Source organism: Marinomonas sp. BSi20584, assembly GCF_002792415.1.
GTDB classification, from domain to species: Bacteria; Pseudomonadota; Gammaproteobacteria; order Pseudomonadales; family Marinomonadaceae; genus Marinomonas; species Marinomonas polaris.
In genome coordinates this window covers 60,129-86,175 of record NZ_KZ454886.1, presented here as the reverse complement: position 1 = coordinate 86,175, position 26,047 = coordinate 60,129, and the positions used below count along the sequence as shown (strand labels likewise).

The window sequence follows — 26,047 nt, the reverse complement described above, 5'->3', positions numbered from 1 at the left end:
GGAAAATACGATGGGATTACTTGTAGATGGTCAATGGGTCGACCAATGGTACGACACAAAGGCAAACCAAGGTAAATTCGTACGCAGCGAGTCTGCATTCAGAAACTGGATTTATCCAGAAAGCGAATACCAATCAAATAACCCAAACCATTTTCCCGTCCAAGCAGGACGTTATCACCTGTATGTTTCGCTTGCCTGTCCTTGGGCTCACCGAACTTTGATTTTCATTAAATTAAAACAACTAGAGGACATTATTAGCATTAGCTGCGTCCATCCAGACATGCTTGAAAATGGTTGGGAATTTAAGCAAGACGACAATTTCAAAGACCCTAACATTGACATAGGCGATCCATTACACCATTTTGATTTTGCTTATCAGCTTTATACCAAAGCTAAACCAGACTACAGCGGTAGAGTCACTGTACCTATTCTGTGGGACAAAGAACGCCAAACCATTGTATCCAACGAATCGTCAGAAATTATCCGTATTTTTAATCGTGCATTTAATGGAATGACAGGAAATCATTTGGATTTTTACCCAAGTAGCATAGCCAATGAGATTGACGAGCTAAATGAGCGAATTTATAACACGGTTAACAACGGTGTCTACAAATGCGGCTTTGCTACAACTCAAGAAGCTTACGAAGAAGCATTAGAACCGCTTTTTGATACTCTGAATTTTTTAGAAGAAAAACTATCCACGAGAACTTATTTATTGGGAGAGGAACAAACAGAAGCAGACTGGCGCCTTTTTACAACGCTAATCCGCTTTGATGCTGTCTATTTTGGACACTTTAAGTGCAACCTAAAACGCATTTTAGACTACCCAAATATTAATTCTTTTTTAAAACGACTCTACGACGTACCCAATATTGCTAACACAGTAAACTTACAGCACATCAAACGACATTATTACTACAGCCACAAAACAATCAACCCAACTCAAGTGGTTCCAGTAGGACCCGCTAAATTATTTCCTTAGACATCAGTTCACAAAAAAAGGAATTAAGGCAAATTCAAGAAGCCTGAGTTAAAGTCTATTAAAGTGAGCTATTTTTAAGGATAATAGACTCACTTTTTTATCTGCGCACCCCTTCAGTTAGTCATTACTAGCCTTGTAATGTCAGCTGAAAAATATAAATATTTGAGACTTGTGGCTATTTATGGAAAAGAAAATACTCTGGATTATCTCTTTTGCACTAATATTTATTTTGTGGATAAAAGCTGGCCCATTTAAAAATGACCTGGACGATACGCAAGATGGAGCATCTGAAACAAGCTCTCTATACGAAGAGTCTGGGGAAGCAACGTCTGATGAAAAGAACTACTTTAAATCACATCCTATTCAAAAAAACAGCCCTGACTTTGCCGCGATAACTGATGTAAAAGAACGCAAAAAAGCCTTCTTTGATTACTTAACACCTTTTATAAATGAAAAAAATAGTCTTATTTTAAAAGATCGCGAGCGTCTAAATGCTCTGCTTAAAAGTAATAAAAAGTTATCAACAAAAAACAAAAAATGGATTTCTACACTTCGTCAAAACCACAAACTCAAAAAACTTGAGAACTATTCAAAAGACGATATACAAGCATTACTTAATAGACTCGACATTATTCCTGCCTCACTGGTTTTAGCGCAAGCAGCCAATGAATCTGCGTGGGGAACATCTCGCTTCGCCACAAAAGGTAACAACTACTTTGGCCAATGGTGCTTTAGAAAAGGCTGTGGTCTAGTTCCTGAGTCGAGAGACAGTGACGCTGACCATGAAGTACGAAAGTTCAACGATGCTCGCGAATCAGTCTTTGCTTATATAGATAACTTAAACACCAATGCAGCTTACAAAAAACTCAGAGCCTCTCGTGCACAGTTAAGACAAGATAAAGAAGTTGTCACTGGCCTTGCCCTAGTTCATGGTTTAGAACACTATTCGGAACGGGGCCAAGCCTACGTAGAAGAAATAGAAGGTTTAATTAACTACAACAAACTTTGGCGCTTTAATCGCTCTCAGCCAAAACCAGAGCAACCATAATCCAATAACAACATTCAAAGCTCAAACAAGAAAAAAATGTAATAAAATGCAACTTATTGTTACGAAATTACTTTATGTGGGGTGGCTAAGCGTTACCCCCTTCATTACAATACCGTAATATTTCACCCACTCATCAAACGAGGAAATTCAATTGGCCCGTTTACCTGTTATTGTTGGCTTTGGCGGAATCAATTCGGCTGGTCGTACCTCTTCACATCAAGCATATCGCCGAATTGTCTTTGATCTTCTTCCAAGTTCAATCCAGCAGGATGTTTTACTCGATCTTGCCACTATTACTAACATGGCCGAGCATAAAAATGGCCTTTGGTATACAAATGGTGGGGAAGCATTAGATGCTGCTGCACTTGTTGACAGCATCGGGGAATCTCTTCTTGCTCGCACTTTGATTCGTCGTATTCACCCTAGTTTATTTGATGTTGACCATGTGGTTTTACACAAATCAACAACATTGCAGTCGAGCCAAAGCGAAGAAAAACTCAGCTTTACTATTAAGACACGCTCTCTTCCAAATGATCGCCCTACAAACTGGCAAGTAACTGAACTTTCAGACACCCTAAGTGAAGTTGTTGTTGATGGTAATCTAGAAACCTTCATAAAAGACACGCGACCTCTTTCTGTAAAAGCCGCCGGACAACTGCCTACTGGCTTTGATCCATCTAAGCTATACCAAAGCCGAAATCATCCTCGTGGCTTACAGATGACGGTCTATGGCGCATCAGATGCAGTTAAGAGTAGTGGTATTGATTGGGAAATTATTCGCAGTAAAGTCGCTCCAGATCAAATGGCAGTTTACGCAGCCAACTCAATAGGTCAAATGGACGACTTAGGATTTGGCGGCATGCTGAAATCTGCCCTTATGGGTAAACGCACAACATCAAAGCACTTGCCTCTTGGCTATGCTCAAATGCCAGCAGACTTTGTAAATGCTTATATTCTAGGTAGTGTTGGTAACGTAGGTACAGCAATAGGCGCCTGCGCAACATACTTTTTTAATTTAGAAAAAGCCATAGAAGGCATCAAAACTGGAAAATTTCGCGTCGCAATGGTTGGCGGTAGTGATGCTCCCATCACCCCTGAAATTATTGAGGGTTTCAGAACCATGGGAGCCTTAGCAGAAGATACTGCTTTACTTGCTCTAGACGAAATTACAAATCAAGAAGAACCAGATCATACCCGGAGCTGTCGACCATTTGCTCAAAACTGCGGCTTTACCATTGGCGAATCTAGTCAATGGACACTATTAATGGATGATGAACTTGCTATTGAGTTGGGCGCAGAAATTTTTGGTTCTATTCCAGCAGTATTCTCCCATGCGGATGGGCATAAAAAATCCATTTCAGCGCCAGGTATTGGTAATTATTTGACCATGAGCAAAGCTATGGCTTACCTACAAAACATCATAGGTAATGACGGCTTAACACAGCGCACCTTCATCCAAGCGCATGGCACAAGTACACCGCAAAACCGCATCACTGAGTCCCATGTACTAAGCAAAGCAGCCACAAGTTTTGGCGCAACAGAAATACCAGTTGTGGCGATGAAAGCTTTCCTTGGGCACTCTCAAGGTACTGCAGGTGGTGATCAGTTACACTTGTCTTTAGGTGTGTGGAAAGATGGTATTTTGCCTGGTATCACAACATCATACGCTGTTGCCGATGACGTTTATCAAGATGGCCTAAAATTCCAGCTAAAACACGAAGCCTATGGAAAAGACTATTTTGATGCCGCTTTGCTAAACTCAAAAGGTTTCGGCGGAAACAACGCAACCGCAGTTTTGCTATCTCCGATTCAAACCATGAAAATGCTAAGTAAGCGCTATAGTACTGAGCAAATTAACGCTTACCAAGCTAAAAACATTGAGGTTGCAGCAGCGGCGGAAGAATACAACCAATCCGCAATTCGTGGTGAAACCCTTCCTATCTATAAGTTTGGATTTAATGTATTGGGTGGCGAAGAGCTTAGTATCACGGACCAAGAAATCCGTCTACCTGGCTATGATATGCCGGTAAATCTTAATATAGAAAATGAATTTAGCGATTTAAAATAACGCAAAATCAAGACCCAAAAGGCTAGCCAATACACTATTAAAATTTTGTATTGGCTAGCTCTTCTTGTAAAAAATCAAGCAATAATCGAGTCTTTCTAGACATTAGCTTTTGCTGTGGATAGATAGCATAAAAACTGATTTCATAGCCTTTGTAGTTTGGCAATAAATTAACTAATTCACCTGACTCAATATATTTTGCTATCAAAAAATCAGGTTGATAAATTATCCCCAATCCAGCCAAAGCAAAACGCGTTAAAGCCCCACCATTGTTCGCAGTAAAGGCACCAGAAACAGAGACCGTTTGAGACACCCCATTCTCATCCGTCAATGACCAACGCTTTGGCACCAGTGCATTGCTATACAAAAGACAGGAATGATTTTTTAAGTCTTCTATATGATCAAGCTCTCCATACTGTAAAATGTAATCTGGTGACGCACAAACAAACCCTCTGGAATAACATAAGGGCCTCGCCACAAACTGATCCCCACCTAAATCACCACCCCGAATGGCTATATCCACGCCAGATTCAGTCATATCAACACGCTTATCGCTAAAATCAACATCCAGTTCAATTTGAGGATACAAACGACTAAAGCTGTCCAACAAAGGAACAATATGCGATAAACCAAAATCCATTGGCACACTTATCTTCAAAAGCCCTTTTGGCTTTTGCGTCAGTTCACCTATTTCACTTTCTGCTTCCTCAATCGCGTCGAGTATTGCAATACAATGCTGATAGTACTTACGGCCAGCATGAGTAATACTGATATTACGAGTATTTCGCTGTAACAGCTTAGTGCCTAGCTCTTCCTCAATGGAATTTATATAGCGTGTCACCATGGGGCGAGAAATTCCCAAAGAATCACTTGCCAACTTGAAGCTCTCCGCCTCATAAACACGGCAAAACACCTTCATTGCTTGCAGCTTATCCATTCACTTACCTAAAAAATAAAAAGTTCCCCCATTATCATTTCTTTTTAGTGAATATTGAATTGTTTTTTGGGTTGATTATTTATTAAAAAAAACAATTTAAACTATTCACATCTTTGAATCTCATAAAGGAACACAAGAATGAAAGTAATTACTATCAGTGCATTAATGCTCGCATCAAGCCTAACAATGGCAGCGGATTACAAAATTGATCCTGCCCATTCAGGGGTAGTGTTTAAAGTCGGACATTTGGGTGTTAGTACAACTGTTGGCCGCTTTAATGAATTCGAAGGTGGCTTCGTATACGCAGAAGACGGTAAATCAGGTAGTGCATCCCTAACTATCAAAGCGGATAGCATCGATACCAACCACGATGCTCGTGACAAACATCTTCGTAGCCCTGATTTTTTAGATGTTAAGCAATTTCCAACATTGACATTTAAAAGCACTAAATTTGAAGGTGACACTTTAACTGGTGACCTAACAATACATGGCGTAACAAAACCAGTTAGCTTTGATGTTAAAAAAATCGGTGAAAGTAAAGATCCTTGGGGCGGCTACCGCGCAGGTTTTGAAGCAAAAACCGTTATTCAACGCAGTGACTTTGGTGTGACTTACTTTATTCCTGGCGTAACAGATACAACTGAAATTGAAGTTTACGTAGAAGGCATTCGCCAGTAATCAATTTAAAAAAAGCACCAAGGAAAGCGATCATGTACGAAGAAGCCAGCAACTCTACTATTTTAATGCTATTACATACGGCAGTTTACCCCTTTCTCGCCGCACTAATAGTCAGCATTGTTGCTGGCAAATTGTTACGTGCATCGTCTTATCTTGGTTATCTTGGTGGTTTTATTGTCGGACTCGGCCTGATACATTCAGGCTTGAGTTTCCCTCCAAACCAAGCGATAGATTATTACAGCGTAACTACGTTAATTGGCATAGCATCAGTACTTTGCTTAACTTTAATTAAATCACTAACACTTCGTTTCAGTGCTAGCTTTGTGCTATTTGGGCTGTCATTCTATTTCTTACTTAACCCTGTACTAAAGCACTCAGGGCTTGCTATTAGCCTTAGCTGGGCAGTCAGTTGCGCAATTGTCACACTGATATATCACCTTCTCATCCAAGAGAAAGTACAAGAAACGGTTAAATTTAAAACAAACAATGAGCGCAGTATCTCCCCACTGCTTTTACCAATAGGATTGATGATTACTGCTGGCACGGCGGCACCTGTCATATCAATTGGAGGAAGCCTACTAATAGGACAGTTATTAGGAGCTTTAGGAGCTGCATTATTTGGTTATGTAGCTGTTAGTTACTTTATAAAAGCAACTAAAAGCCACTCAGCTATTCCTGCATTCTTAATATTAGGCGGACTAATTACACAAAGCCACGTTCTCGCAGACATTCCGTTAAACGTTATGCTCATGCTTGTTGCAAGCTGCTTTGTAACGCCATTAGCTACTGCACTAGGAAACAAATTAAGTAATAAACAAAGTACTTTTATCATTATTGGCCAGACAATCGTCAGCATCCTAATCAGCGGGCTAAGCTTATGGCTGGTTTGGCCAGAAAGCAGCTTATATTGATTAAAGACTTTAATCTTTAAAGATTGATCTAGAAGATCGCCATAACGGTAATATAATCGCCGCTATGGCGCAGCTAACCGCGCCATATGACAACAAATACAAGACGTCAGATTCACTAAGATGAAGATTAATAAATACAAAAATATAATTAGGTACAACAATAAATAACCATATCCCCATAACTAAAAAAAAGCGCCCAAATCCAGACAACCCTTTAACTTTCGCCAAAAGCCAAGCAGTAAAATACAAATACACAAAAGTAGAAAATGCGAACAATAAAACCATTCCAACGGTAGGTTGTTTAGCCATATCCTCCAAGGCTGTGCGCCCTAAAAATGAAAAGGGTGTAGAAGCATACCAGATCCCCCCAACAACCATTTGAAAGATAAAAACCAATACGACCGCTTTATGATTTATTTTGTACACATCACCCCCCTATTTTGTCTATTTAGCCCAACGAAAAACCGCCTACTAACTAGCTTGATATAACTCTTTAACTAAACTTCGTAATTTTGATCGCCACGGACGCTGCTTTATTCCAAAGTGATTAAATATCTTTCGACAAGACAATGATTGCCGTTGCATAGCTGAGGTTTCTTGCACCTCTGGAAACGAATCACCAATAGCCTCAACTTCTACTTGCGCCTTCGGGTCGAACTGACTAGACGTTGCCAAAATAGCCTCAACTAAACGAATCCAACTAATCTCCTCAGCACAACAATAATGGTAAACACCTTTATTTTGAGCTCCGTAATGCCCTTGATTCACAATAGACAAAATAACTCGAACTAAGTCTGATACAGGTGTTGGGCTACCAATCAAGTCGTCTTTATAAGCAAGATTAACACCGTCTTGAATCAAACCCAGCGTCCTACAAACAAAGTCATCACCTTTACCACTGAATAACCAACCAGTTCGCAATACAATATTTTCGGGATTACTAAGCACAATAGACTCAGCTGCAATCAAAGCCTTTGCATAAGATTCAGTACTATCTGGAACCTCTGTTTCAGCATATGGCACATCTTTATTGCCAGAAAATACCCTAGCACTACTAATCATGATTAATGTCGTGTTCGCTTTTTCACTCAAATACCGCAAAGTGGACTGGAATTTTCCATAATCATTTTGCAGTGCATAACGTAAGCTTAACGCATCAATAATCACGTCAAACTGCATCGCATCTAATTCAGCTCTTCTTGCAACATCAAGTAATAACGACTCTTCTGGACACAACCATTCAAATTCATTTTTTCCTTCAGAGAGAAGCAATAAAGACGAACCTACTTCTGTACCACTTCCTAAAAGGAGAATACGAATCGGGGCATTAATATTTTGTGTATTATTCAAAGCAAGTCCTCATTCCACCTAGGAAAAACCCTCAGTAGATTATCATATGTCTGCACTGCTATATGCTCTTCACTCTCTTCTCTTATCATCGCAACACATTGTGCAATAAGTGGAATAGAGAGTGGGGTATTATTTTTACCTTGAAAACCATGAAGTGGCATATCAGGCGAGTCTGTTTCAAGAATAAACGCTTTATCACTAAGCGATGCCAATACTCGATGAGCTTTGTGTGCTCTCGGATACGTTACCGTGCCACCAATTCCCAACACAAAACCCAAATCTATAAATCGTTTGGCTTGCTCAATACTTCCATTAAAGGCATGAACAACACCACCGTCATTAAAACCAGTTTCCCGTAGGCATTTAAAAACCAAATCATAACTTTTTCTGGCATGCAAAATAACAGGCAATTTCAATGATTTAGCAATCTTTAGCTGACGAGAGAAAAAATCTAACTGAATCCTCATATCGACAGCATTTGGCCAACAATCTAACCCTATTTCACCCACAGCAACCACACGAGGTGCATCACATTGCTCAGCAAGAAAATCGATCTGATCTAAAGAAGCTTCTGCCAAAAAATATGGGTGTAAGCCATAAGCAGCACGCCACTCAGGATAACGCTTAGTTAATGTTGCTAACTTAGGCCAACTGACAAAAGTAGTCGCAGGCACTAAAAAGCCAGCCACCTTATTTTCCAAACAGGACAGCATTAACGAATCACGTTGCTCGTCGAACACATCAAAATCTAAATGACAATGGCTATCAATAAACATACACAAAAGATTACATTATTTAGACACTAAGTGTTAGCGCATAAATCACTAAAAACAAAAAAGCCGTGCAAAATGCACGGCTTTTTGAGAGGTTCTATAAAATCAGCTTAAAGCGATGGACCAGCCTTAACAATAGCATCAGATACAGTATCGAATTTCTTAAAGTTCTCAACAAATTGATTGATCAGATTTTTCGCTTGCGCTTCATAAGCAGCCTGATCAGCCCATGTTTTACGAGGGTTCAATAAAACATTATCAACACCAGGAACCTGAGTAGGAACATCTAGGTTAACATCGGCTAAATGCTCGGTTTCCACATCAGCCAACACACCAGATTGAATAGCCGAAATTACCGCACGAGTCGTTGGGATACTAAAGCGTTTACCGCCTTGACCATGAGCACCACCTGTCCACCCAGTGTTAACTAGATAAACCTTACTACCAAACTCTTCAATACGCTTGATCAAAAGATCTGCATACACGTCAGCAGAGCGTGGGAAGAAAGGTGCACCGAAACAAGTCGAGAAGGTTGATTTAATACCAGTACCTGCACCCATTTCCGTTGAACCAACCAACGCAGTGTAACCACTCAAAAAGTGATATGCCGCAGCTTCTTTCGTCAGAATAGAAACTGGAGGAAGAACACCAGTTAAATCACACGTTAAGAAGATAATGGCATTTGGCTCACCAGCACGATTACCCGCAGCACGTTTTTCAATATGCTCACGAGGGTAACCAGCACGACCGTTCTGAGTCAAAGACGTATCTGCGTAATTAGCAATACGTGTTTCAGGATCCAAAACGACGTTTTCAACAATAGTACCAAATTTGATTGCATCCCAAATGATCGGTTCATTCTTTTGAGAAAGATCGATAGTTTTTGCGTAGCAACCGCCTTCAATATTGAAAACAGTATCTTTACCCCAACCGTGTTCATCATCACCAATCAAAAAGCGCTCAGGATCAGCAGACAAAGTTGTTTTACCAGTACCAGACAAACCAAAGAACAAAGTCACATCATCTTCTGTACCGACGTTAGCAGCACAATGCATTGGTAATACATCATGAGCTGGCAATAAGTAGTTCTGTACAGAGAACATCGCTTTTTTCATTTCGCCAGCGTAACGCATACCAGCTATAAGCACTTTACGCTCAGCAAAGTTTAGAATCACGCAACCATCGGAGTTAGTGCCATCGCGCTCAGGCTCACAAACAAAGTTTGGCGCATTAAGAATCTGCCACTCACCTTTGCTTGATGGATTATATACATCAGGACGAATAAACAGGTTGCGACCAAACAACTGATGCCAAGCGGTTTCAGTACGCATAATCACAGGCAAATAATACTCATCTCCCGCACCGACATGAATGTTAGATACAAACGACTCTTGACCATCAAGATACGCAGCAACTCGCTCCCAAAGCGGAGCAAATTTTGCTTCGGAAAACGGGCGATTAACAGGGCCCCAGTGAATGCTATCTTTGCTGGATGCTTCCTCTACGATGAAACGATCCATAGGAGAACGACCAGTACGAGCACCTGTTTCAACAACAAGCGCACCGTTATCGGCAAGAACACCTTCGCCATTTTGCAGAGCTTTTTCAACCAACTGCGGCGTAGTTAAATTTTTATGTATGTTAGTTACGTCTGATGCGGAGTTCATGTTACTAAATCCTCTGAACTAAAAAGATTGTCTGGTCATTCTTGTTATTATGCGAAGTTTTTTCTGTGAAAAGGATAGTAACAAAACAATCTAAAAAAAAATATTGTTATAACAATATGTTATTTTATTACCATTTTGAAACTTTCCAATATTACATAAGACATTGATATGTATTGATTTTTATAAAAATCAATCTTAAATAACTCATTTTCAACACTAGGTTATACTACTCAATACCATTTTTTTTGTAGTTTTCTTTCTTTTTTGTAGGCTTTCTACCAAATGGAAAACTTATTACCAATTAAGAAAACAACAAAAAAGACTTATCAACTCGCCACAATTCCCAACTAAAAAGCCATCAAGAATGTAAGGTTTCTACTAAAAAACATCAAAAAAACACAATTATTTGAATTTTTATTACCTCTAGTATGTCCTGAATCATAGCGCTTCATGGTAAGATTCTTTCTTCAATTTCCCCCAATTGTTCAAAAGGTTGATCGATATTTATGTTAAAAACGAATCAGAACTGCAATATTGGATTTGTCGGCCTGGGTGTCATGGGTAAAAACTTGGCCTTAAATTTAGCTGACCATGGCTACCGAGTTGCAGGTTTTGATCTTGACGCGCATAAAGTACAAGACGTTTTAGACACCGAAAAGGCAGAACGCCCGGATCCATCAGCAGAAGCACGAATCGTTGGCTGCTCCAACATGGAAGACATGCTAGCAAACTTAGTAAAACCTCGTGTGATCGTTGTCTTAGTTCCTGCAGGAAGCCCTGTAGATGCAGTATGCAATAGCCTAATTGATGCAGGACTAGAAGCAGACGATATCGTCGTAGACTGCGGAAACAGTCAGTGGACAGATACCATTCGCCGTGAAGCAGAGTACAAAGAAAAATTCAAATTCTTTGGTACCGCGGTATCTGGTGGCGAAGTGGGTGCGCGTTTTGGTCCATCTCTTATGCCTGGTGGCGACGCAGACTCTTGGAAATATCTACAACCAATGTGGGAAGCCGTTGCTGCTAAAGTAGACGAGAATGGCAAACCTATCGAGAGCAATACACCTGGCAAACCTGTTACTGAAGGCGAACCTTGTACCGCTTACCTTGGGCCAAATGGTGCAGGTCATTACGTAAAAATGGTTCATAACGGTATTGAATATGCCGACATGCAGCTTATTTGTGAAGCTTACCACCTACTACGCTCTTTGCTTGGTTACGAACCTGAAGAAATTGGTAAGTTGTTTGAGAAATGGAATCAGGGCGTTTTAAACAGCTACCTTGTTGAAATCTCTGCAGACATCCTTCAACAATACGACCACAAAACTGGCGCTCCGTTAGTTGATATGATTCTAGACAGCGCAGGCCAAAAAGGTACTGGCCGCTGGACATCTATCAGCGCGACACAAATGGGCGTTCCAGCGGGCATTATCAGCGAATCCGTTTATGCTCGTGCACTAAGTACACTAACAGGCGAACGAGAACTTGCTGCAAGCAAACTTGTTGCGGATGTAGAAAGTGGCGAGATTGAAGCCGAAGAAGTAGAGAAAGCAATCGAAGAAGCGCTTTACTGTGCAAAAATTTGTGCTTACGCCCAAGGCTTCCAGTTAATGCGTGCAGCTGAAAAAGAATACGATTGGAAATTCAACTTTAGTGATATCGCGAAAATCTGGCGCGGTGGCTGTATCATTCGAGCATCTTTCCTACAGAAGATCGCCGATGCGTTTATCGAAAACCCAGCACTTGAAAACCTATTGCTAAGCGATTATTTCGCTGACGCCATGGCGAGCAAGCAAACAGGTCTTCGTAAAGCCGTTGTTCTTGCTGCGCAATCAGGTATCCCAACGCCATCTTTCTTCTCTGCGTTAGCTTACTTCGATGGCTATCGCTCTGAAGTTTTGCCTGCTAACTTGCTACAAGCGCAACGCGATTACTTCGGTGCTCACACGTATGAACGCGTAGACGCAGAGCCAGGTCAAAAATTCCATACTTACTGGCAAGAAGAAGGTCGTCCAGAGCGTAAAGCTTAAGACCAACTTCTAGCTAAAAGAAACGCTGACTTAGCAATAAGTCAGCGTTTTTTTGTTTCAACTTAAGATGCTTAATTTTATTAAAGGTCTTTACCTTTATATAATGACGTATTAAGCACTAGTCATTACTTCATTTTCTTTTCCATCGAAGTCAACATCCCTCTCAGCATACCCACTTCTTGCTGATCCAATCGAGAACGCTGAAACAAACGACGAAAACGCGTCATCACTTGCATTGGCATTTCAGGATCAAGAAACTCTGTCTGAACTAAGACTTTCTCTAAATGCTCAAGCAAATAATCAATTTGCTCAACATTTGCTGCTGGCACATCCCATTTACTCGCAACCACTGGCGCATCTTTCATCAATAACGTCTTCATGCGTAGCTCATACGCTATAACCTGCACCGCTGCACCCAAGTTCAAGGAACTAAAGGTCTCAACAGAAGGAATGTGAACATGGTAATTACAGCGCTGTAGCTCTTCGTTGGTTAGCCCTCGGTCTTCTCGACCAAACACAAACGCAGTGACCAAGCCTTCATCAAAGACTAAGTCTGCCGCTTGTCTTGGATCTACCAAAGGCCAAGGAATATTACGTTCGCGAGCACTGGTACCGATGACTAGCTGACAGTCTGCCAAAGCTTCTTCTAAAGTATCGACAACAACAGCGTTATCTAAAATATCAGTCGCGCCAGAGGCACGACTTACCGCTTCATCACTGGGATATTCCTTAGGTGCAACTAGATATAGATCAGCTAACCCCATGTTTTTCATTGCACGAGCAGCGCCACCAATGTTGCCAGGGTGCGATGTATTAACAAGGACAATTCTTACTTTATTTTGCATTTTATGAGGTACCAATAGTAGCTGTCAGATAATACCGCGCATCTTAACAGATATTTATCATAAAGCCGCAAACAGATCAGTTTTTAACCAACATTTCACTAGTAAAAAGTGTGCTGTTACGCTAGAATTCGCGCTCTTATTTATAGGCGCTCGGTTTTATTACGCTCTTACTTTAAAGAGACTCACCTTTGTGAGGCAATTGATAAAACGGAGACCGCTCGCTCTTTAACACTTTATTTGGCAACTTATCGTCTTATAGACGGTATATGCATTTTAATGACGGAATAATTGACGGTAAATTATGCAACCTAGAATCAATGTCGCACTTAAAGCAGCTCGTGCCGCTGCAGAATATATAGTTCACTCGCAAGAGAAACTACTTTTTGACAAAGAACAAGGCCAATCCGCTGAACAGGTTTATCAAACTGTTTGCTCTGGCGCAGAACGCAGCATTGTTTACCACCTAGAAAAAGCCTACCCAGCTGACACCATTACAACTCGCCTTCAAGGCACAGTACAAAATGGTAATGAAGGCGAATGGATCATTGATGCAATCCAAGGACAGCACTTATTCTCACGCGGCCTAACAGGCAACGTTATTACGATGAGCTACCTAGTTGCCGGTAAAGTGGAGCACGCTCTTGTGCTAAACCCTCACACCAAAGACGAGTTTTACGCTAGTAAAGGCCGTGGTGCTTACCTGAACAACTCTCGAATCCGTAGCAGCGCTGCACGTACATTAGAAAACGTTACTGTAGCAGCACAATTCCCTGCAACTGATCGTCTTATGCCTTACCTATCTGGTCAATTCGCTGTGCTAACTGAAATTGCAGAGCAAGGTGCTCGTGCAGTTATGCAAGATTGCCCAGCATTGATGCTTGCTAACGTTGCTGCTGGCCGTCTGGATGCCGCTTGGGGCATTAAACTTCAAGAGTGGGAAATGCAAGCGCCGCTATTTATTGCGAAAGAAGCTGGTTGTTTATTCGCTGGTTTTGATGGCTCACCAAGTCTAGAAAAAGGCGATGTACTTTGCGCAGCACCACGTTTGTTTAAAGTATTGTTACCAACACTGAACAAACACCTAAACTAAGAATTAAACTTGGTTTAAGAAGATAGATACAAAAAAGGCTCTTTTCAGCGATGAAAAGAGCCTTTTTTATTTATCACATACTTTCAATAATTAATGCTTATGATGACTGTGTTCATGATGATGGTGATGTAAATCCTCTTCATCATGGTGATGGTGGTGCCCATCACTAGAGCCATCTTCGCCTGGATAGTACAAACCTATATCCTGACGAATTTCATCTAGCGTCGCAATCAATTCCAAACTGTTCTGCCAACTGTGATTAGGACTTTGAATCAACCCCTCTTCAAGACAGCGGTTCACTTCATCCACTTCAAACTGATAGCCATTTCCTGGGAAATCAAACTCCACAGCACGCTCTTTATTATCCGCACTAATAACACGGCAAGATTTGGCTTTGAACCATTCAGAATCGATTTCAATATAGCCCTTAGAACCAGATAACATGGCACGGTTCGGGTTACATGAAATCAAAGACGCATCCAAAGAAGCAAGCTGTCCACTCTCCCAGCCCAATAGAATTTGCTCGAACAGATCCACGTCTGTGTCGCCAATTACTGCTTGGTTCTGCACAAAATCAGGTTTACCGAAAAACAACTGCGCTAAGAATACCGGATAAATACCAATATCTAATAAAGCGCCACCACCAAGCTCAAGATTCATCAAACGATGATCTGGGTCTGTAGGCCCGACAAAATTGAAGCTTGCTTGAATACTATTTAGATCGCCGATCTCACCTTCTTCAACCCACTCTACAACTTGCTCTATAACTGGATTAAAGCGTGTCCACATGGCTTCCATAACAAACACGTTATGCTCTAAGGCTAGGTCATAAAGCTCCTTAGATTGTGACTGATTGATAGTGAAAGGTTTTTCACATAATACGGCCTTACCAGCCAAAATACAGGCTTTAGTAAGGTCGTAGTGATACACGTGAGGTGTTGCAATGTAGATAACATCTACTTCATGACTATTAATCAGTGAAAAGTAATCAATGAATGCCAATTCAATATCAAACTCGGCTGCAAATGCATCAGCCGAGGCCTTATCACGAGAAGCAACCGCACGAAGTTCGCCCGCTTTGACATGACAAAAATCACTGGCAAATAAATGCGCGATTTGACCTGTACCAATAATACCCCAGCGTACCTTCTTCATAGGATTCTCCCCATAGACTTAATCAAAGCATTAACGCCAACAACTTATTAGTGTTAAAAATAGCGACACTAAAAAACGCACGTAAGAGACCTTTGCACGACGTTACGAGCGAAACCAAGACGAGGCAAAAAGAGACGAGAAAGCAGAGTTTATGATTTATAAATGAGCATTTCGAGTCTATTTTTAACAAAGTATTGGCAAGCACAGTAGTCGTGCAAATATCTCGCTAAGTTTGACGTCAAAGAAGACTATAGTCCACTGGCATTTTCAAGTTCTTGAATGCGTTCATTTAATTTTTCAACTTGTGCTTCTAGCTCTTTAACTTTGGCTTCAAGTTGTTGCGTGTATTCACCGCTTGTATCAGAAGAAAAAGAGGCCGCGGGTCGATCTGATTCGGAACAGAAACACTCTTGGTAACGCTGCTCGCGCTTACCCGGCTCTCTTGGTAACAGGCAAACATAAGGGCCGCCAGTTTTCGTCTGTAGCGACTGCAAAGCCAATTCAACTTCATCGCGTGATTGAAAGCTATGCAGACGACCACTGCGTGAGCGAAGCTCTCCTGGCGTTTGAGCACCACGTACAAACATCAGGCAGATAATAGCCGTTTCCGCTGGCGACAATTGCAAATCGGAAAACTCCGTATTACAAAACCTGTGCTGATATTTGCTAACGCGACTGTGGGATGCATTGATTTCAGTCACCAAGCCACGCCCAACCAAAGCATCAACCGCGTCTTGAACTTCAAGCTCTGACAACTGAGTCACAGGCTCACGATTGGACTTTTGATTACAGGCATTAACGAGGGCATTCAAACTAAGAGGATATTGATCTGGCGTGGTAATCTCTTTCTCCATAAGACAACCAATAACACGCATTTCGATAAAATTTACTTCGTGATAACTCATAGTTTTTCCTAACTGCTTCTTCAATTCGTCTTTAACGAAGCCTTCTTAATAACTTAAAAGGCATCACCAATACTTCCTTTAACGATCTTGGTTGATACGTCACCGTACCAGGCAATCCAATTTTTAAATGTTCATCTCCCTCTAATGCATCATTTCTTTTAGTCTTAAAAAACGCATCCCAAATACTCAGGAAAAAACCGTAATTACTGTTCGCTTCCAGACTTACCCTTGAATGATGTATGCGATGCATATCTGGAGTGACTACCAGCTTCTTGACCCATGTTTCGATATTAACAGGCAATCTTGCATTAGTGTGGTTAAACATAGCAGATGCATTCAATAATATATCAAACACCAACACAGCCTCCACAGGAATACCTAATAACCAAACGGCTAAAGCCTTAATAAAAAGAGACAATATAATTTCGATAGGATGAAAACGTACCGCAGAACTCACATCTAACTCAGGATCAGAATGGTGAACTTGGTGAATACGCCATAAGAAAGGAACACGATGAAATAGTCTATGTTGCCAATAAATAAGGCAATCTAGTAATAAAATACTCAGCAAAAAAACCGCCCAGAAAGGCAAACTCAAGACCGAGAACAAACCAAAATTTTGACTAAATATTGCGACGATAGACAGTAATAACGGCTGAATAACTCGAACGCTAATCGCTCCGATGACTAACAAAGAAAAGTTATGACGCCAACGTTGCCGCCACTGCAACAGCGCCCCTCTGGGCCAATTCCATTGCCAAAAAATCAGCGAGCTAAAGACCAGAACAAAAACACCTATACGAACAGTGAAATCTATCATTTAGCAGACAGCCTAAATTAAAAAAACCTTATATATCAAATAATAATATATATCTCTGTTATTGAACCAGTTCAGGTGGTTCTCTATGGTTCAGTAAAAAATGGACTTTGATTTGTCCAAGAAGTTCCATAAAAACATTCAGATTAATCTCATCTAAACGATGAATAATAAGGCAATCGTCACCAAATTGAGCATGAGGCAAACGGCTTGCAAAAGAGTGCAGCACACTCAAATCGGAAAAATACACACACAAATGATCTTCACGCGCTGCCACACCATAAATCCAGCTGGCATTTTGCTGAAAATAAGGAATACCCAAGTCACTTACCAACTCAGCCTCAGGCGCAATTAACGCCATCATTTGAATTATTTCCAGCAAATCTTCTCGCATAGCGAGTGGCGTTTGCTGGACATAACGACTAACAAAATCATTCGATACTAACGTCAACATAAGAACTGCTCCTTTAGATACATAGTAAACAGAGCTCGATCTCACTGACTTGATAGATATTAAAACGAAAAATCACATAAACTTATGCTTTATCAACGCCTCTTCAATACGAGTCATCGCTTGGTCGAGAATAGATTTGGGACAACCAAAGTTTAGGCGAACATAGTTAGGATTGCCAAAATCTTTACCATCAGAAACACCAACGCCTGCATCCACAAAAAATTGATACGGATTATCAAGAGACAAGGCAGAAACGTCGATCCAAGCAAGATACGTCGCCTCTAAATGCACCATTTTAAGGGGTGTTGCAGCAATCCTTTTGGCTAATAAATCTCGATTGCTTTTCAAATACACTAATAGCTCTTTATGCCACTCTTGGCCTTCTTCATAAGCTGCAATAGTAGCTGCTAAACTTAACATATTAGGTGACGGTATTAAGCCTGCTCTTTCTTGATTAAATGCTTGACGTAATTTGGCATTTTCAATAACAGCAAAAGCATAACCTAGCCCCGCAATGTTAAAGGTTTTACTCGGCGCCATTAAGGTAATCGTTCGATTGGCTGCGTCGTCATTCAAACTGGCAAATGGCACATGAGGTAAATCGTCTAAAATCAAATCACAGTGAATTTCATCACTAACAACGACCAGATCATACTTTTCAGCCAATGCATGAATGCTTAACAACTCTTCTTTGGTATAGACAGTTCCACCCGGATTGTGAGGGTTACATAGAAGAATCATCTTGCTTTTTGGATTGGCACAAGCTACTTCAAATTGTGTCATATCGGGCACCCAGCGGCCATTTTGAATGACAATATCCACATTTAATAAATCACGTCCTGATGCTAATGGAGCTTTGGTCAAATGATAATAGACCGGACCAGGAACTACGATGCCATCCCCTTCGTTTGAGAAGACATGAACACTCAAATGCAAGGCACAAACTAGCCCAGGTAAATGCACCAAATGCGCACCAGAAACATCCCAATCATAGCGAGTAGACAAGTGTGACTTAATCGCTTTAACTAAGGCTTTTGGCGTATGGGTATAACCGTAAACGCCTTCATTAACTCGTTGATTTAAAGATTTTTTAATACAATCTGGCGAATCAAAATCCATGTCTGCTATCCACATGGGAATAACACTTTCAGGGTATTTAGACCACTTATCGCTGCTCATATTTGATCTGTCTATTAGAGTATCAAATACCGAAAAAGAGACATCCATTAAATAACACTCCAATCTTTGATTTAGCTTTATAATTAACACAACTCTGACCGAAAACTCCAGCCATAATAGTCGCTAAGGAAAATGAAAAAGAGCAAGGTTGTGATAGCGTTTTAAGTAAGATATGAGCAAAAAAATCCTCATTTCTTATCTTAAACCGACACAATAGTTCTCAAAAAAGACCAAAAAAAATTTAAAAAGCCAATTAACCCTTAAAAATCATATAGTTAAATTACTTAGAGAACTAAGTTTTTGATTTGTCAAGGGTTGACCTAAATTGCACAATCAGCCTAGTATAGTTTTCATTAAACGGCTGTTTAATAAAAAAGGATCCAGAATGCCAAAAGTTGGAATGCCTGAAATACGTAAACCTCAGCTTATCGAGGCCGCAATAAAAGCCATAGACAAATACGGTTTTGCGGGGGCAACAGTCAGTGTTATTGGTAAAAAAGCTGGCGTATCTCCAGCCATCATAAACCACTACTTTGGTGGCAAAAATGGCTTATATGAAGCAACTATGAGAAGCCTGATTCGTGAATTTTTTGAAGTTTTATCCAAAGAAGTCATAAAAACGAAAAATAAATCAGCTAAACATAAAGTAATGGCCATCGTAAAAGCCAGTTTTAGCCAATCCCAAACACATCCCCAAGTCGTCAAAGCTTGGATGGGATTTTGGGCATCAGCCATGCATACGCCCTCTTTGTATCGATTGCAAAATGTCTACTCTAAGCGCTTAAAAACATCGCTAGTGTGTGTACTAAAAGAAGAATTTGAGATTGAAAAAGCCCGTAGTATCGCGCTTACCGTCGCAGCGCTTATCGATGGTATGTGGCTACGCGGATCATTAGCAGGCGGCATCAACAAAAAAGAGTCTGCGCAGCAAATACAAGATTACTTGGATCTCGTGTTTCAGGATCGAACCTAAACACACCAAGAAACAGAATTATCAACATATATTATTTTTTAGGTAGCCGACGAAATACGCTGCCAATGTTTTAGGAGTTCACGTTCAGTGCCAGCACTCGGCACTGTATTCGCTCATAGATTTTGAGTTCAATAGAAAAGAGGTTAAGGGTATGTTAAATAAGGCAAAGAAGACCGCAATAGCCGTTAGTATGGCAAGTGTTTCGGGACTAACCATGGCAGCTGATTGTTCAATGGTTCGCTTTTCAGACGTAGGCTGGACGGATATCACCGCCACCACTGCAGTCACCAGCGAAATCGTCGAAGGTCTAGGCTACGAAACCAAAACACAATTGTTATCTGTTCCTGTTACTTACACTTCGCTAGCAAATGGCGATATAGATGTCTTTCTAGGCAATTGGATGCCGACCATGCAGGCAGACATCGATCCTTACCTAAAAGCAGGCACTGTTGAAGATATTGGTGCAAACCTAGTCGGTGCAAAATACACACTAGCGGTTAGTAAAGACGCCTTTGATGCTGGTGTCACAGACTTTTCAGACATTGCAAAACACCGCAAAGAATTTGCCGGTCGCATTTACGGTATCGAGCCTGGCAATGACGGCAACCGCATTATCCAAGACATGATTGATTCAAATGCCTTTGATCTTGGCAACTTCCAATTAGTTGAATCCAGCGAAGCTGGCATGTTATCTCAAGTTAGCCGTAATACCCGCCGCAACAAATGGATTGCCTTCCTAGGTTGGGCACCACATCCAATGAACGCCAATTTTGAAATGGAATACCTTTCTGGCGGAGACGATTATTTCGGCCCTAACTACGGTGGTGCTGACGTTCACACCAACGTTCGTAAAGGCTACATCCAACAATGCCCTAACGTTGGCAAGCTCATCACAAACCTAAAATTCTCTTTGCCGATGGAAAACCAAATCATGGCTGCCATTCTTGATGAAGGCAAAAAACCAAATATCGCAGCAAAAGAATGGCTAAAAGCGAACCCTGAAGTTCTAGATGCTTGGCTTAAAGGTGTAACCACCAAATCCGGTGATAACGGCCTAAGCGCTGTGAAATCACACCTAGGTCTGTAATACATCATTTGCACATCACTGCTCCCTTAACGACACACCGTTGAGGGAGCATCATCGAACTATCGGGAGAACACATATATGAATTGGCTGACGGATAATAAAATCCCTCTTGGCGCTTGGATGGAAAACTTTGTCGATTGGCTGGTTACTGCAGCTTCCGGTTTTTTTGATCTAGTCTCTATAACATTAGAAACAATGATAGTTACAATGGTAGACGCGATTGATTCCATTCATCCGTTCGCTGTTATTGCCATTATTTTAGTTGGTGTTTGGTTCCTACATCGCAGCATTGGCTTACTTATTTTTATAACCCTGTCCCTATTACTGATTATTAATATGGGTTATTGGGTGGAAACTATCCAAACCCTAGTGCTTGTCGTATCGGCAACAGCAATAAGTGTATTAATTGGTGTTCCTATTGGCATTGCGGCCGCCCATCGGCCTTGGCTATACACCATGTTGCGTCCAATTTTAGATTTGATGCAGACGATTCCAACCTTTGTGTACCTTATTCCAACACTCATTCTATTTGGTCTAGGTTACGTACCAGGCTTGATATCGACCATTATTTTTGCGATTGCCGCACCAATTCGCTTGACCTACTTAGGCGTCAGTAAAGTACCCAATGAGCTTATCGAAGCAGGCCTAGCCTTCGGTTGTACAAAATCAAAATTGCTATACAAAGTTGAACTGCCAGCTGCTATGCCAAACATCATGGCTGGTGTCACTCAATGTATTATGTTGTCTTTATCCATGGTGGTTGTCGCAGCCTTGGTTGGAGCAGATGGCTTAGGGAAGCCGGTTATCAGAGCATTGAACACGGTAAACATTTCCCAAGGGTTTGAAGCGGGTGTTGCCATTGTATTGGTAGCCATCATGCTAGACCGTATTTGTAAGTCGCCATCATCTAAGAACGCGGGGTAATTTATGTCTGTTGTAACAATTGAAAACGTCGACATTGTCTTCGGTGACAATAAAGCAAAAACACTCCCTCTTATGGACAAAGGTCATACTCGTGATCAAATCCTTGGTATGACTGGCGACATTGTGGGTGTGCAAAACGCCAACATTGAAGTCAACGAGGGTGAAATCTGCGTATTAATGGGACTGTCTGGGTCTGGCAAATCTACCTTGCTGCGCGCCGTCAATGGTTTAAATAAAATCGCCCGTGGCCGTTGCCTTGTAAGAGACGGAGATAAGATGGTCGATATGGCAAAATGCGACGACGCAACACTACGTCACATGCGTACTCGTCGCGTATCCATGGTATTCCAAAGCTTTGCTTTAATGCCTTGGTTAACCGTACTTGAAAACGTCGCCTTTGGTTTAGAGATGCAAGGCATGCCAAAAGCCGAGCGTCTTAAAAAAGCACGCGAGCAGCTAAAAATGGTCAGCTTAGACAGATGGGCAGACAAAAAACCAGACGAACTGTCTGGTGGTATGCGCCAACGTGTTGGTTTAGCAAGAGCCTTTGCCATGGACACAGACGTTTTGCTAATGGACGAACCTTTCTCTGCGCTCGATCCATTAATCCGTTCACAACTTCAGGATGAACTGATCGAGCTGCAAAAACGCTTAAATAAAACCATTATTTTCGTTAGTCACGATTTAGATGAAGCACTGAAAATCGGCACCAAGATTGCGATCATGGAATCTGCGAGAATCATTCAGGAAGACGCTCCTGAGCAAATCGTGCTAAATCCTGCTACAGAGTACGTAGAGAAGTTCGTTGCTCACACCAACCCTCTGAACGTACTACGTGGCAGCTCGCTAATGACACCATTGGCTGAATTGGCAGTACAAGACGACCATATTGTTATCAATGACGACATTAGAATGAAACTTGAAAACGGCAAACTGATTTCTGTGCAAGGGCCAAGAGGCGACATTCCAACGGCTCGCTGGACACCAGAAACCATCTTTGCCAACGTACCTGATAACACTGTCTTTATCGTGCCTGCCAACATCGCCATGCGCGATGCGGTAGAGCTGCGCTATCATTCCAACCACTTCATGGTGCTGGAAGAAGCGGGTAAATCCGTCGGCATCCTCAACGACCATAACTTTTACCACGCTCTACTCGGTAAACACTTTGGACGCGAAGAAGCCGCGACTTAGCGCTTTTCTCTAGATAAGACAAAATAGAGAGATAAGCCCAAATTGAAATGCGGATAAATAAAAAGGCCAGATGGAAACGTCTGGCCTTTTTAGTTTTGATTCTGCTATCACACCTAAATCATCAAACGTTTAACAATAGGTGTTCTCGCTCCCACGAGCTGATAACTCGGTTGAAGGTTTCAAATTCGCTACGCTTTACGCCCATGTAGGCTTTGACGAAGTGTTCGCCCATGATGTCGCAAAGCGGTTGGCATTCTTCCAAAAGACGTAAACCTTCTTCAAGAGTACGAGCGATTTCAACTTCTTCTGAAGGTGGCTTTTTACCTTCCACAGGATCGGTAGGATGCAATTTCTCTTTAATGCCAAGATAACCACAAGCCAATGTCGCAGCGATGCCCAAGTAAGGGTTGCAATCCGCACCCGGAAAACGGTTTTCAATGCGCGTCGCCTCAGGTGGTGAAAACGGAACTCGTAGTCCTGCAGTACGATTATCAAATCCCCATTGCATATTGATTGGAGCCGCCATATCTGGAGAGAAACGACGATAAGAGTTGACGTTTGGGGCAAAAAAACTGATCGCACTTGGCGTGTACTTTTGCAGTCCACCCAAGTAGTTATAAAACAGTTCACTTGGGCTGCCGTTGTCATCAAACAAGTTTTTACCTGTTTTGCTGTCTACCAAACTCTGGTGAATATGCATCGCACTGCCCGGCTCATGTTGCATAGGTTTGGCCATAAACGTCGCGTACATGCCATGCTTCATTGCCGCCTCACGCAAAGTACGTTTAAAGACAAATACCTGATCGGCCAAGTCTAACGGATCACCATGAATAAAGTTGATTTCCATCTGCGCTGCACCAGACTCGTGGATCAAGGTGTCCACATCCAAACCTTGTGCTTCGCAATAGCTGTAAAGCGTATCAATCACTGGGTTGAACTCGTTCACCGCATCAATGCTGTAAGAACGACGTGAAGTCTCTCGTTTGCCAGAGCGCCCTACTGCGGGTTTTAACTCATAATCCGGATCGGTGTTTGGATCAATCAGATAAAACTCTACTTCTGGGGCAATCACTGGCGTGATACCTTCTTTCGCATACAAAGCAAGAATATTACGTAGAATCGTTCGACTAGATAATGGATGCAGCTGGCCGCTTTTATCGTAACAATCATTGATAATTTGCGCCGTCGGTTCATCAGCCCAAGGCACTAATCGGAAGGTGTTCGGATCAGGGTGAAGCTCCATGTCTCGGTCGCTCGCATCCACCAGCTCGTAGTGATTGTCAGCCCAATCACCGGTGACACTTTGCACGAGAATAGTCTCTGGAATACGCCCAAATAGTTCTGCCAAGAATTTATACGTTGGATAAAATTTACCCCGAGCGTTGCCCGTCATGTCTGCCAACGTTGACTCGACTTCCGTTATTGAATGTTCTTTCAAAAAAGCTTCAAACTCTGTCATAACCCACCTTGTGCCAACGAATTTCTTTATTAAAACGGCTAAAAAAATGCCTATTGCGGATACAGTCTATTTGTTTACTATGATCACTAAATTAGTTGATAATTTGGCTTTGAACATATTTTAGTTGATCGACTAAAGCAACTGCTTTTGCCAGAATGGGTCAAAATAAAACCATCATCTAATTCGATACCAACCTTTCGTTGCTATCTGTTTTCAAAGGACTCACCAAGTGAATACTCACGAAGCATCCTACTACGCTGCAACAGCGAATATACAGACAGATTACCCAAGCCTAACAGGCGAACAAGAAACCGATATTTGTATTATTGGTGGTGGTTTTACTGGCGTTTCTGCCGCTCTGCATTTAGCAGAAGCTGGCTTTAAAGTAAGTTTAGTCGAAGCCAATAAAATTGGCTGGGGAGCGTCTGGTCGTAATGGTGGTCAGATCTGCCAAGGCCATAACATGGGCCACGAAGACATGATAAAGCAAGTCGGCAAAGACACCGCCGATTTGCTATGGCAAAGCTCGGTGGACTCGGTTGCTTTAGTGAAAGAACTTGTTAAGCGCTACAACATAGATTGCGACTTGACTGCAGGCGTTTTGCACGTCGCCAGCAAACGCCGTCATGGTGACGAAATTAAAGAATCCGTGGAATACAAACGCAATACATTAGGCTACAGCGCAGTCGACTATCTAACCGCTGACGAGGTTGCTAAAAAGCTCGGCACGGATCGTTATTTTGGTGGCGAGTTTTATCGAGAAGGCGCGCACATTCATCCGCTTAACTTCGTCTTAGGCATGGCGCAAGCGGCAACTGCTCATGGCGCCACGCTTTACGAAAACGCCACAGTCATCTCTTATAAAACGGGTGAGAAACCGGAGGTTATTACCGAAAAAGGCAAGATACGTTGTCGCTACCTGCTATTCGCTTGCAATGGTTATTTGGGCAAACTTAATGGCGCAGCGGCGAAAAAAATCATGCCGATTAATAACTTCATTATTGCCACGGACCCCTTGAGTGATGAACAGGCAAATCGCATCAATGCTGAACGTGTCGCAGTGGCTGATTCCAAATTTGTGGTGAATTATTTCCGCCTGTCTGCTGACCAACGTTTGCTTTGGGGCGGCGGTGAAAACTACAGCCAACATTTCCCCAAAGATATCGCGAGCTTTGTGAAAAAGCACATGATTGAAATTTATCCAGAACTGGCTTCTCACAAGATTGATTACGCTTGGGGTGGCACTTTAGCCATCACGCTAAATCGCATGCCGCACATTGCTCGACAAGAACAAAACATCTTTGTCGCACAAGGTTATTCTGGTCATGGCGTGGCGCTGGCAACTTACGCAGGCGCTATTTTTGCAAAAGCGGTACAAGGTTCTCTAGAAGGCATAGACGCCTTTGAGCGTTTACCTATAAAAGACTTCCCCGGCGGCACATTACTGCGTTGGCCGGGGTTAGTAGCGGGGATGTTGTATTACTCTATGCTGGATCGATTACCCTAACAAAATACAAAGGCCGT

The 26,047-nt window shown here is 41.8% G+C and carries 24 protein-coding genes; 12 read left to right on the top strand and 12 right to left on the bottom strand.

Translation table 11 applies throughout. The features are described 5' to 3' along the window. Positions 1–10 precede the first annotated feature (10 nt). The 3 genes from TY87_RS16285 (at position 11) to TY87_RS16275 (ending at position 4,098) form a co-directional block, all read left to right on the top strand. Positions 11–982 carry a glutathione S-transferase family protein gene (locus TY87_RS16285; protein ID WP_100187877.1) on the top strand — a complete coding sequence of 324 codons (972 nt, stop codon included), beginning with the start codon at positions 11–13 and terminating at the stop codon, positions 980–982. A gap of 181 nt (positions 983–1,163) precedes the next feature. Beyond that, the gene (locus tag TY87_RS16280; RefSeq protein ID WP_072841080.1) at positions 1,164–2,030 is read left to right on the top strand and encodes a glucosaminidase domain-containing protein; all 867 of its coding nucleotides are present in this window, start codon (positions 1,164–1,166) and stop codon (positions 2,028–2,030) included. Positions 2,031–2,181: 151 nt separating this feature from the next. After that, a complete protein-coding gene (locus TY87_RS16275) occupies positions 2,182–4,098 on the top strand; it encodes a beta-ketoacyl synthase (protein ID WP_100187876.1) in 1,917 nt (638 codons plus the stop codon). A gap of 37 nt (positions 4,099–4,135) precedes the next feature. Here TY87_RS16275 and TY87_RS16270 read toward each other — a convergent pair whose 3' ends face one another. Continuing rightward, entirely contained in the window at positions 4,136–5,032 is an 897-nt protein-coding gene (locus TY87_RS16270; RefSeq protein ID WP_100187875.1) for a LysR family transcriptional regulator, read from the bottom strand. A gap of 138 nt (positions 5,033–5,170) precedes the next feature. On the opposite strand from TY87_RS16270, the gene TY87_RS16265 reads away from it, so the two are divergent. Both TY87_RS16265 and TY87_RS16260 read left to right on the top strand, forming a co-directional pair. After that, complete coding sequence (locus TY87_RS16265) at positions 5,171–5,710, top strand: YceI family protein (RefSeq protein ID WP_100187874.1); 540 nt, start codon at positions 5,171–5,173, stop codon at positions 5,708–5,710. Positions 5,711–5,742: 32 nt separating this feature from the next. Further along, positions 5,743–6,621: a hypothetical protein gene (locus TY87_RS16260; protein WP_100187873.1), complete on the top strand. Its 879-nt coding sequence runs from the start codon at positions 5,743–5,745 to the stop codon at positions 6,619–6,621. A 9-nt stretch (positions 6,622–6,630) separates the two neighbouring features. Here TY87_RS16260 and TY87_RS16255 read toward each other — a convergent pair whose 3' ends face one another. The 4 genes from TY87_RS16255 to TY87_RS16240 all read right to left on the bottom strand — a co-directional run bounded on the left by TY87_RS16255 (position 6,631) and on the right by TY87_RS16240 (position 10,411). After that, positions 6,631–7,047, bottom strand: a complete 417-nt coding sequence (locus tag TY87_RS16255; RefSeq protein WP_100187872.1) for a hypothetical protein — start codon at positions 7,045–7,047, stop codon at positions 6,631–6,633. Positions 7,048–7,092: 45 nt separating this feature from the next. Further along, on the bottom strand, positions 7,093–7,971 hold the full coding sequence (locus TY87_RS16250; RefSeq protein WP_100187871.1) for an SDR family oxidoreductase: 879 nt from the start codon (positions 7,969–7,971) through the stop codon (positions 7,093–7,095). Continuing rightward, positions 7,968–8,747, bottom strand: a complete 780-nt coding sequence (locus TY87_RS16245; protein WP_100187870.1) for a TatD family hydrolase — start codon at positions 8,745–8,747, stop codon at positions 7,968–7,970. The genes TY87_RS16250 and TY87_RS16245 overlap by 4 nt, the downstream gene beginning before the upstream one ends. A 107-nt stretch (positions 8,748–8,854) precedes the next feature. Further along, positions 8,855–10,411: a phosphoenolpyruvate carboxykinase gene (locus TY87_RS16240; protein ID WP_100187869.1), complete on the bottom strand. Its 1,557-nt coding sequence runs from the start codon at positions 10,409–10,411 to the stop codon at positions 8,855–8,857. A 506-nt stretch (positions 10,412–10,917) separates the two neighbouring features. Between TY87_RS16240 and gndA the strand changes: the two genes are divergently transcribed. After that, complete coding sequence (gndA, locus tag TY87_RS16235) at positions 10,918–12,441, top strand: NADP-dependent phosphogluconate dehydrogenase (RefSeq protein ID WP_100187868.1); 1,524 nt, start codon at positions 10,918–10,920, stop codon at positions 12,439–12,441. A 125-nt stretch (positions 12,442–12,566) separates the two neighbouring features. Here the strand turns inward: gndA and TY87_RS16230 are convergent, their stop codons facing one another. Further along, the gene (locus TY87_RS16230; RefSeq protein ID WP_100187867.1) at positions 12,567–13,286 is read right to left on the bottom strand and encodes an RNA methyltransferase; all 720 of its coding nucleotides are present in this window, start codon (positions 13,284–13,286) and stop codon (positions 12,567–12,569) included. A gap of 301 nt (positions 13,287–13,587) precedes the next feature. On the opposite strand from TY87_RS16230, the gene TY87_RS16225 reads away from it, so the two are divergent. Continuing rightward, entirely contained in the window at positions 13,588–14,376 is a 789-nt protein-coding gene (locus TY87_RS16225) for an inositol monophosphatase family protein (RefSeq protein ID WP_100187866.1), read from the top strand. 90 nt (positions 14,377–14,466) lie between these two features. On the opposite strand, the gene TY87_RS16220 is transcribed toward TY87_RS16225, so the two are convergent. The 5 genes from TY87_RS16220 to TY87_RS16200 form a co-directional block, all read right to left on the bottom strand. Next, a complete protein-coding gene (locus tag TY87_RS16220; RefSeq protein ID WP_100187865.1) occupies positions 14,467–15,531 on the bottom strand; it encodes a Gfo/Idh/MocA family protein in 1,065 nt (354 codons plus the stop codon). Positions 15,532–15,779: 248 nt separating this feature from the next. After that, positions 15,780–16,436, bottom strand: a complete 657-nt coding sequence (locus TY87_RS16215) for a YceH family protein (RefSeq protein ID WP_100187864.1) — start codon at positions 16,434–16,436, stop codon at positions 15,780–15,782. A 31-nt stretch (positions 16,437–16,467) separates the two neighbouring features. Beyond that, positions 16,468–17,256 carry a sterol desaturase family protein gene (locus TY87_RS16210; RefSeq protein WP_072841094.1) on the bottom strand — a complete coding sequence of 263 codons (789 nt, stop codon included), beginning with the start codon at positions 17,254–17,256 and terminating at the stop codon, positions 16,468–16,470. A 58-nt stretch (positions 17,257–17,314) separates the two neighbouring features. Next, positions 17,315–17,707, bottom strand: a complete 393-nt coding sequence (locus TY87_RS16205; RefSeq protein ID WP_100187863.1) for a DUF1801 domain-containing protein — start codon at positions 17,705–17,707, stop codon at positions 17,315–17,317. A 72-nt stretch (positions 17,708–17,779) separates the two neighbouring features. Beyond that, positions 17,780–18,934, bottom strand: a complete 1,155-nt coding sequence (locus TY87_RS16200; protein ID WP_100187862.1) for a MalY/PatB family protein — start codon at positions 18,932–18,934, stop codon at positions 17,780–17,782. Between the two features lie 337 nt (positions 18,935–19,271). On the opposite strand from TY87_RS16200, the gene betI reads away from it, so the two are divergent. The 4 genes from betI (at position 19,272) to choV (ending at position 23,064) form a co-directional block, all read left to right on the top strand. After that, positions 19,272–19,859 carry a transcriptional regulator BetI gene (betI, locus tag TY87_RS16195; protein ID WP_072841097.1) on the top strand — a complete coding sequence of 196 codons (588 nt, stop codon included), beginning with the start codon at positions 19,272–19,274 and terminating at the stop codon, positions 19,857–19,859. Positions 19,860–20,010: 151 nt separating this feature from the next. Next, positions 20,011–20,946: a choline ABC transporter substrate-binding protein gene (locus TY87_RS16190; RefSeq protein WP_100187861.1), complete on the top strand. Its 936-nt coding sequence runs from the start codon at positions 20,011–20,013 to the stop codon at positions 20,944–20,946. A gap of 78 nt (positions 20,947–21,024) precedes the next feature. Then, positions 21,025–21,870 (top strand): choline ABC transporter permease subunit, encoded by an 846-nt coding sequence (gene choW, locus TY87_RS16185; RefSeq protein ID WP_072841099.1) that lies wholly within the window; start codon positions 21,025–21,027, stop codon positions 21,868–21,870. 3 nt (positions 21,871–21,873) lie between these two features. Then, positions 21,874–23,064 carry a choline ABC transporter ATP-binding protein gene (gene choV / locus TY87_RS16180; protein WP_100187860.1) on the top strand — a complete coding sequence of 397 codons (1,191 nt, stop codon included), beginning with the start codon at positions 21,874–21,876 and terminating at the stop codon, positions 23,062–23,064. A 121-nt stretch (positions 23,065–23,185) separates the two neighbouring features. On the opposite strand, the gene TY87_RS16175 is transcribed toward choV, so the two are convergent. Then, positions 23,186–24,523 (bottom strand): glutamine synthetase family protein, encoded by a 1,338-nt coding sequence (locus TY87_RS16175; RefSeq protein WP_072841102.1) that lies wholly within the window; start codon positions 24,521–24,523, stop codon positions 23,186–23,188. 229 nt (positions 24,524–24,752) lie between these two features. Between TY87_RS16175 and TY87_RS16170 the strand changes: the two genes are divergently transcribed. Further along, positions 24,753–26,030: an NAD(P)/FAD-dependent oxidoreductase gene (locus TY87_RS16170; RefSeq protein ID WP_100187859.1), complete on the top strand. Its 1,278-nt coding sequence runs from the start codon at positions 24,753–24,755 to the stop codon at positions 26,028–26,030. The last annotated feature ends 17 nt before the right edge of the window (positions 26,031–26,047 follow it).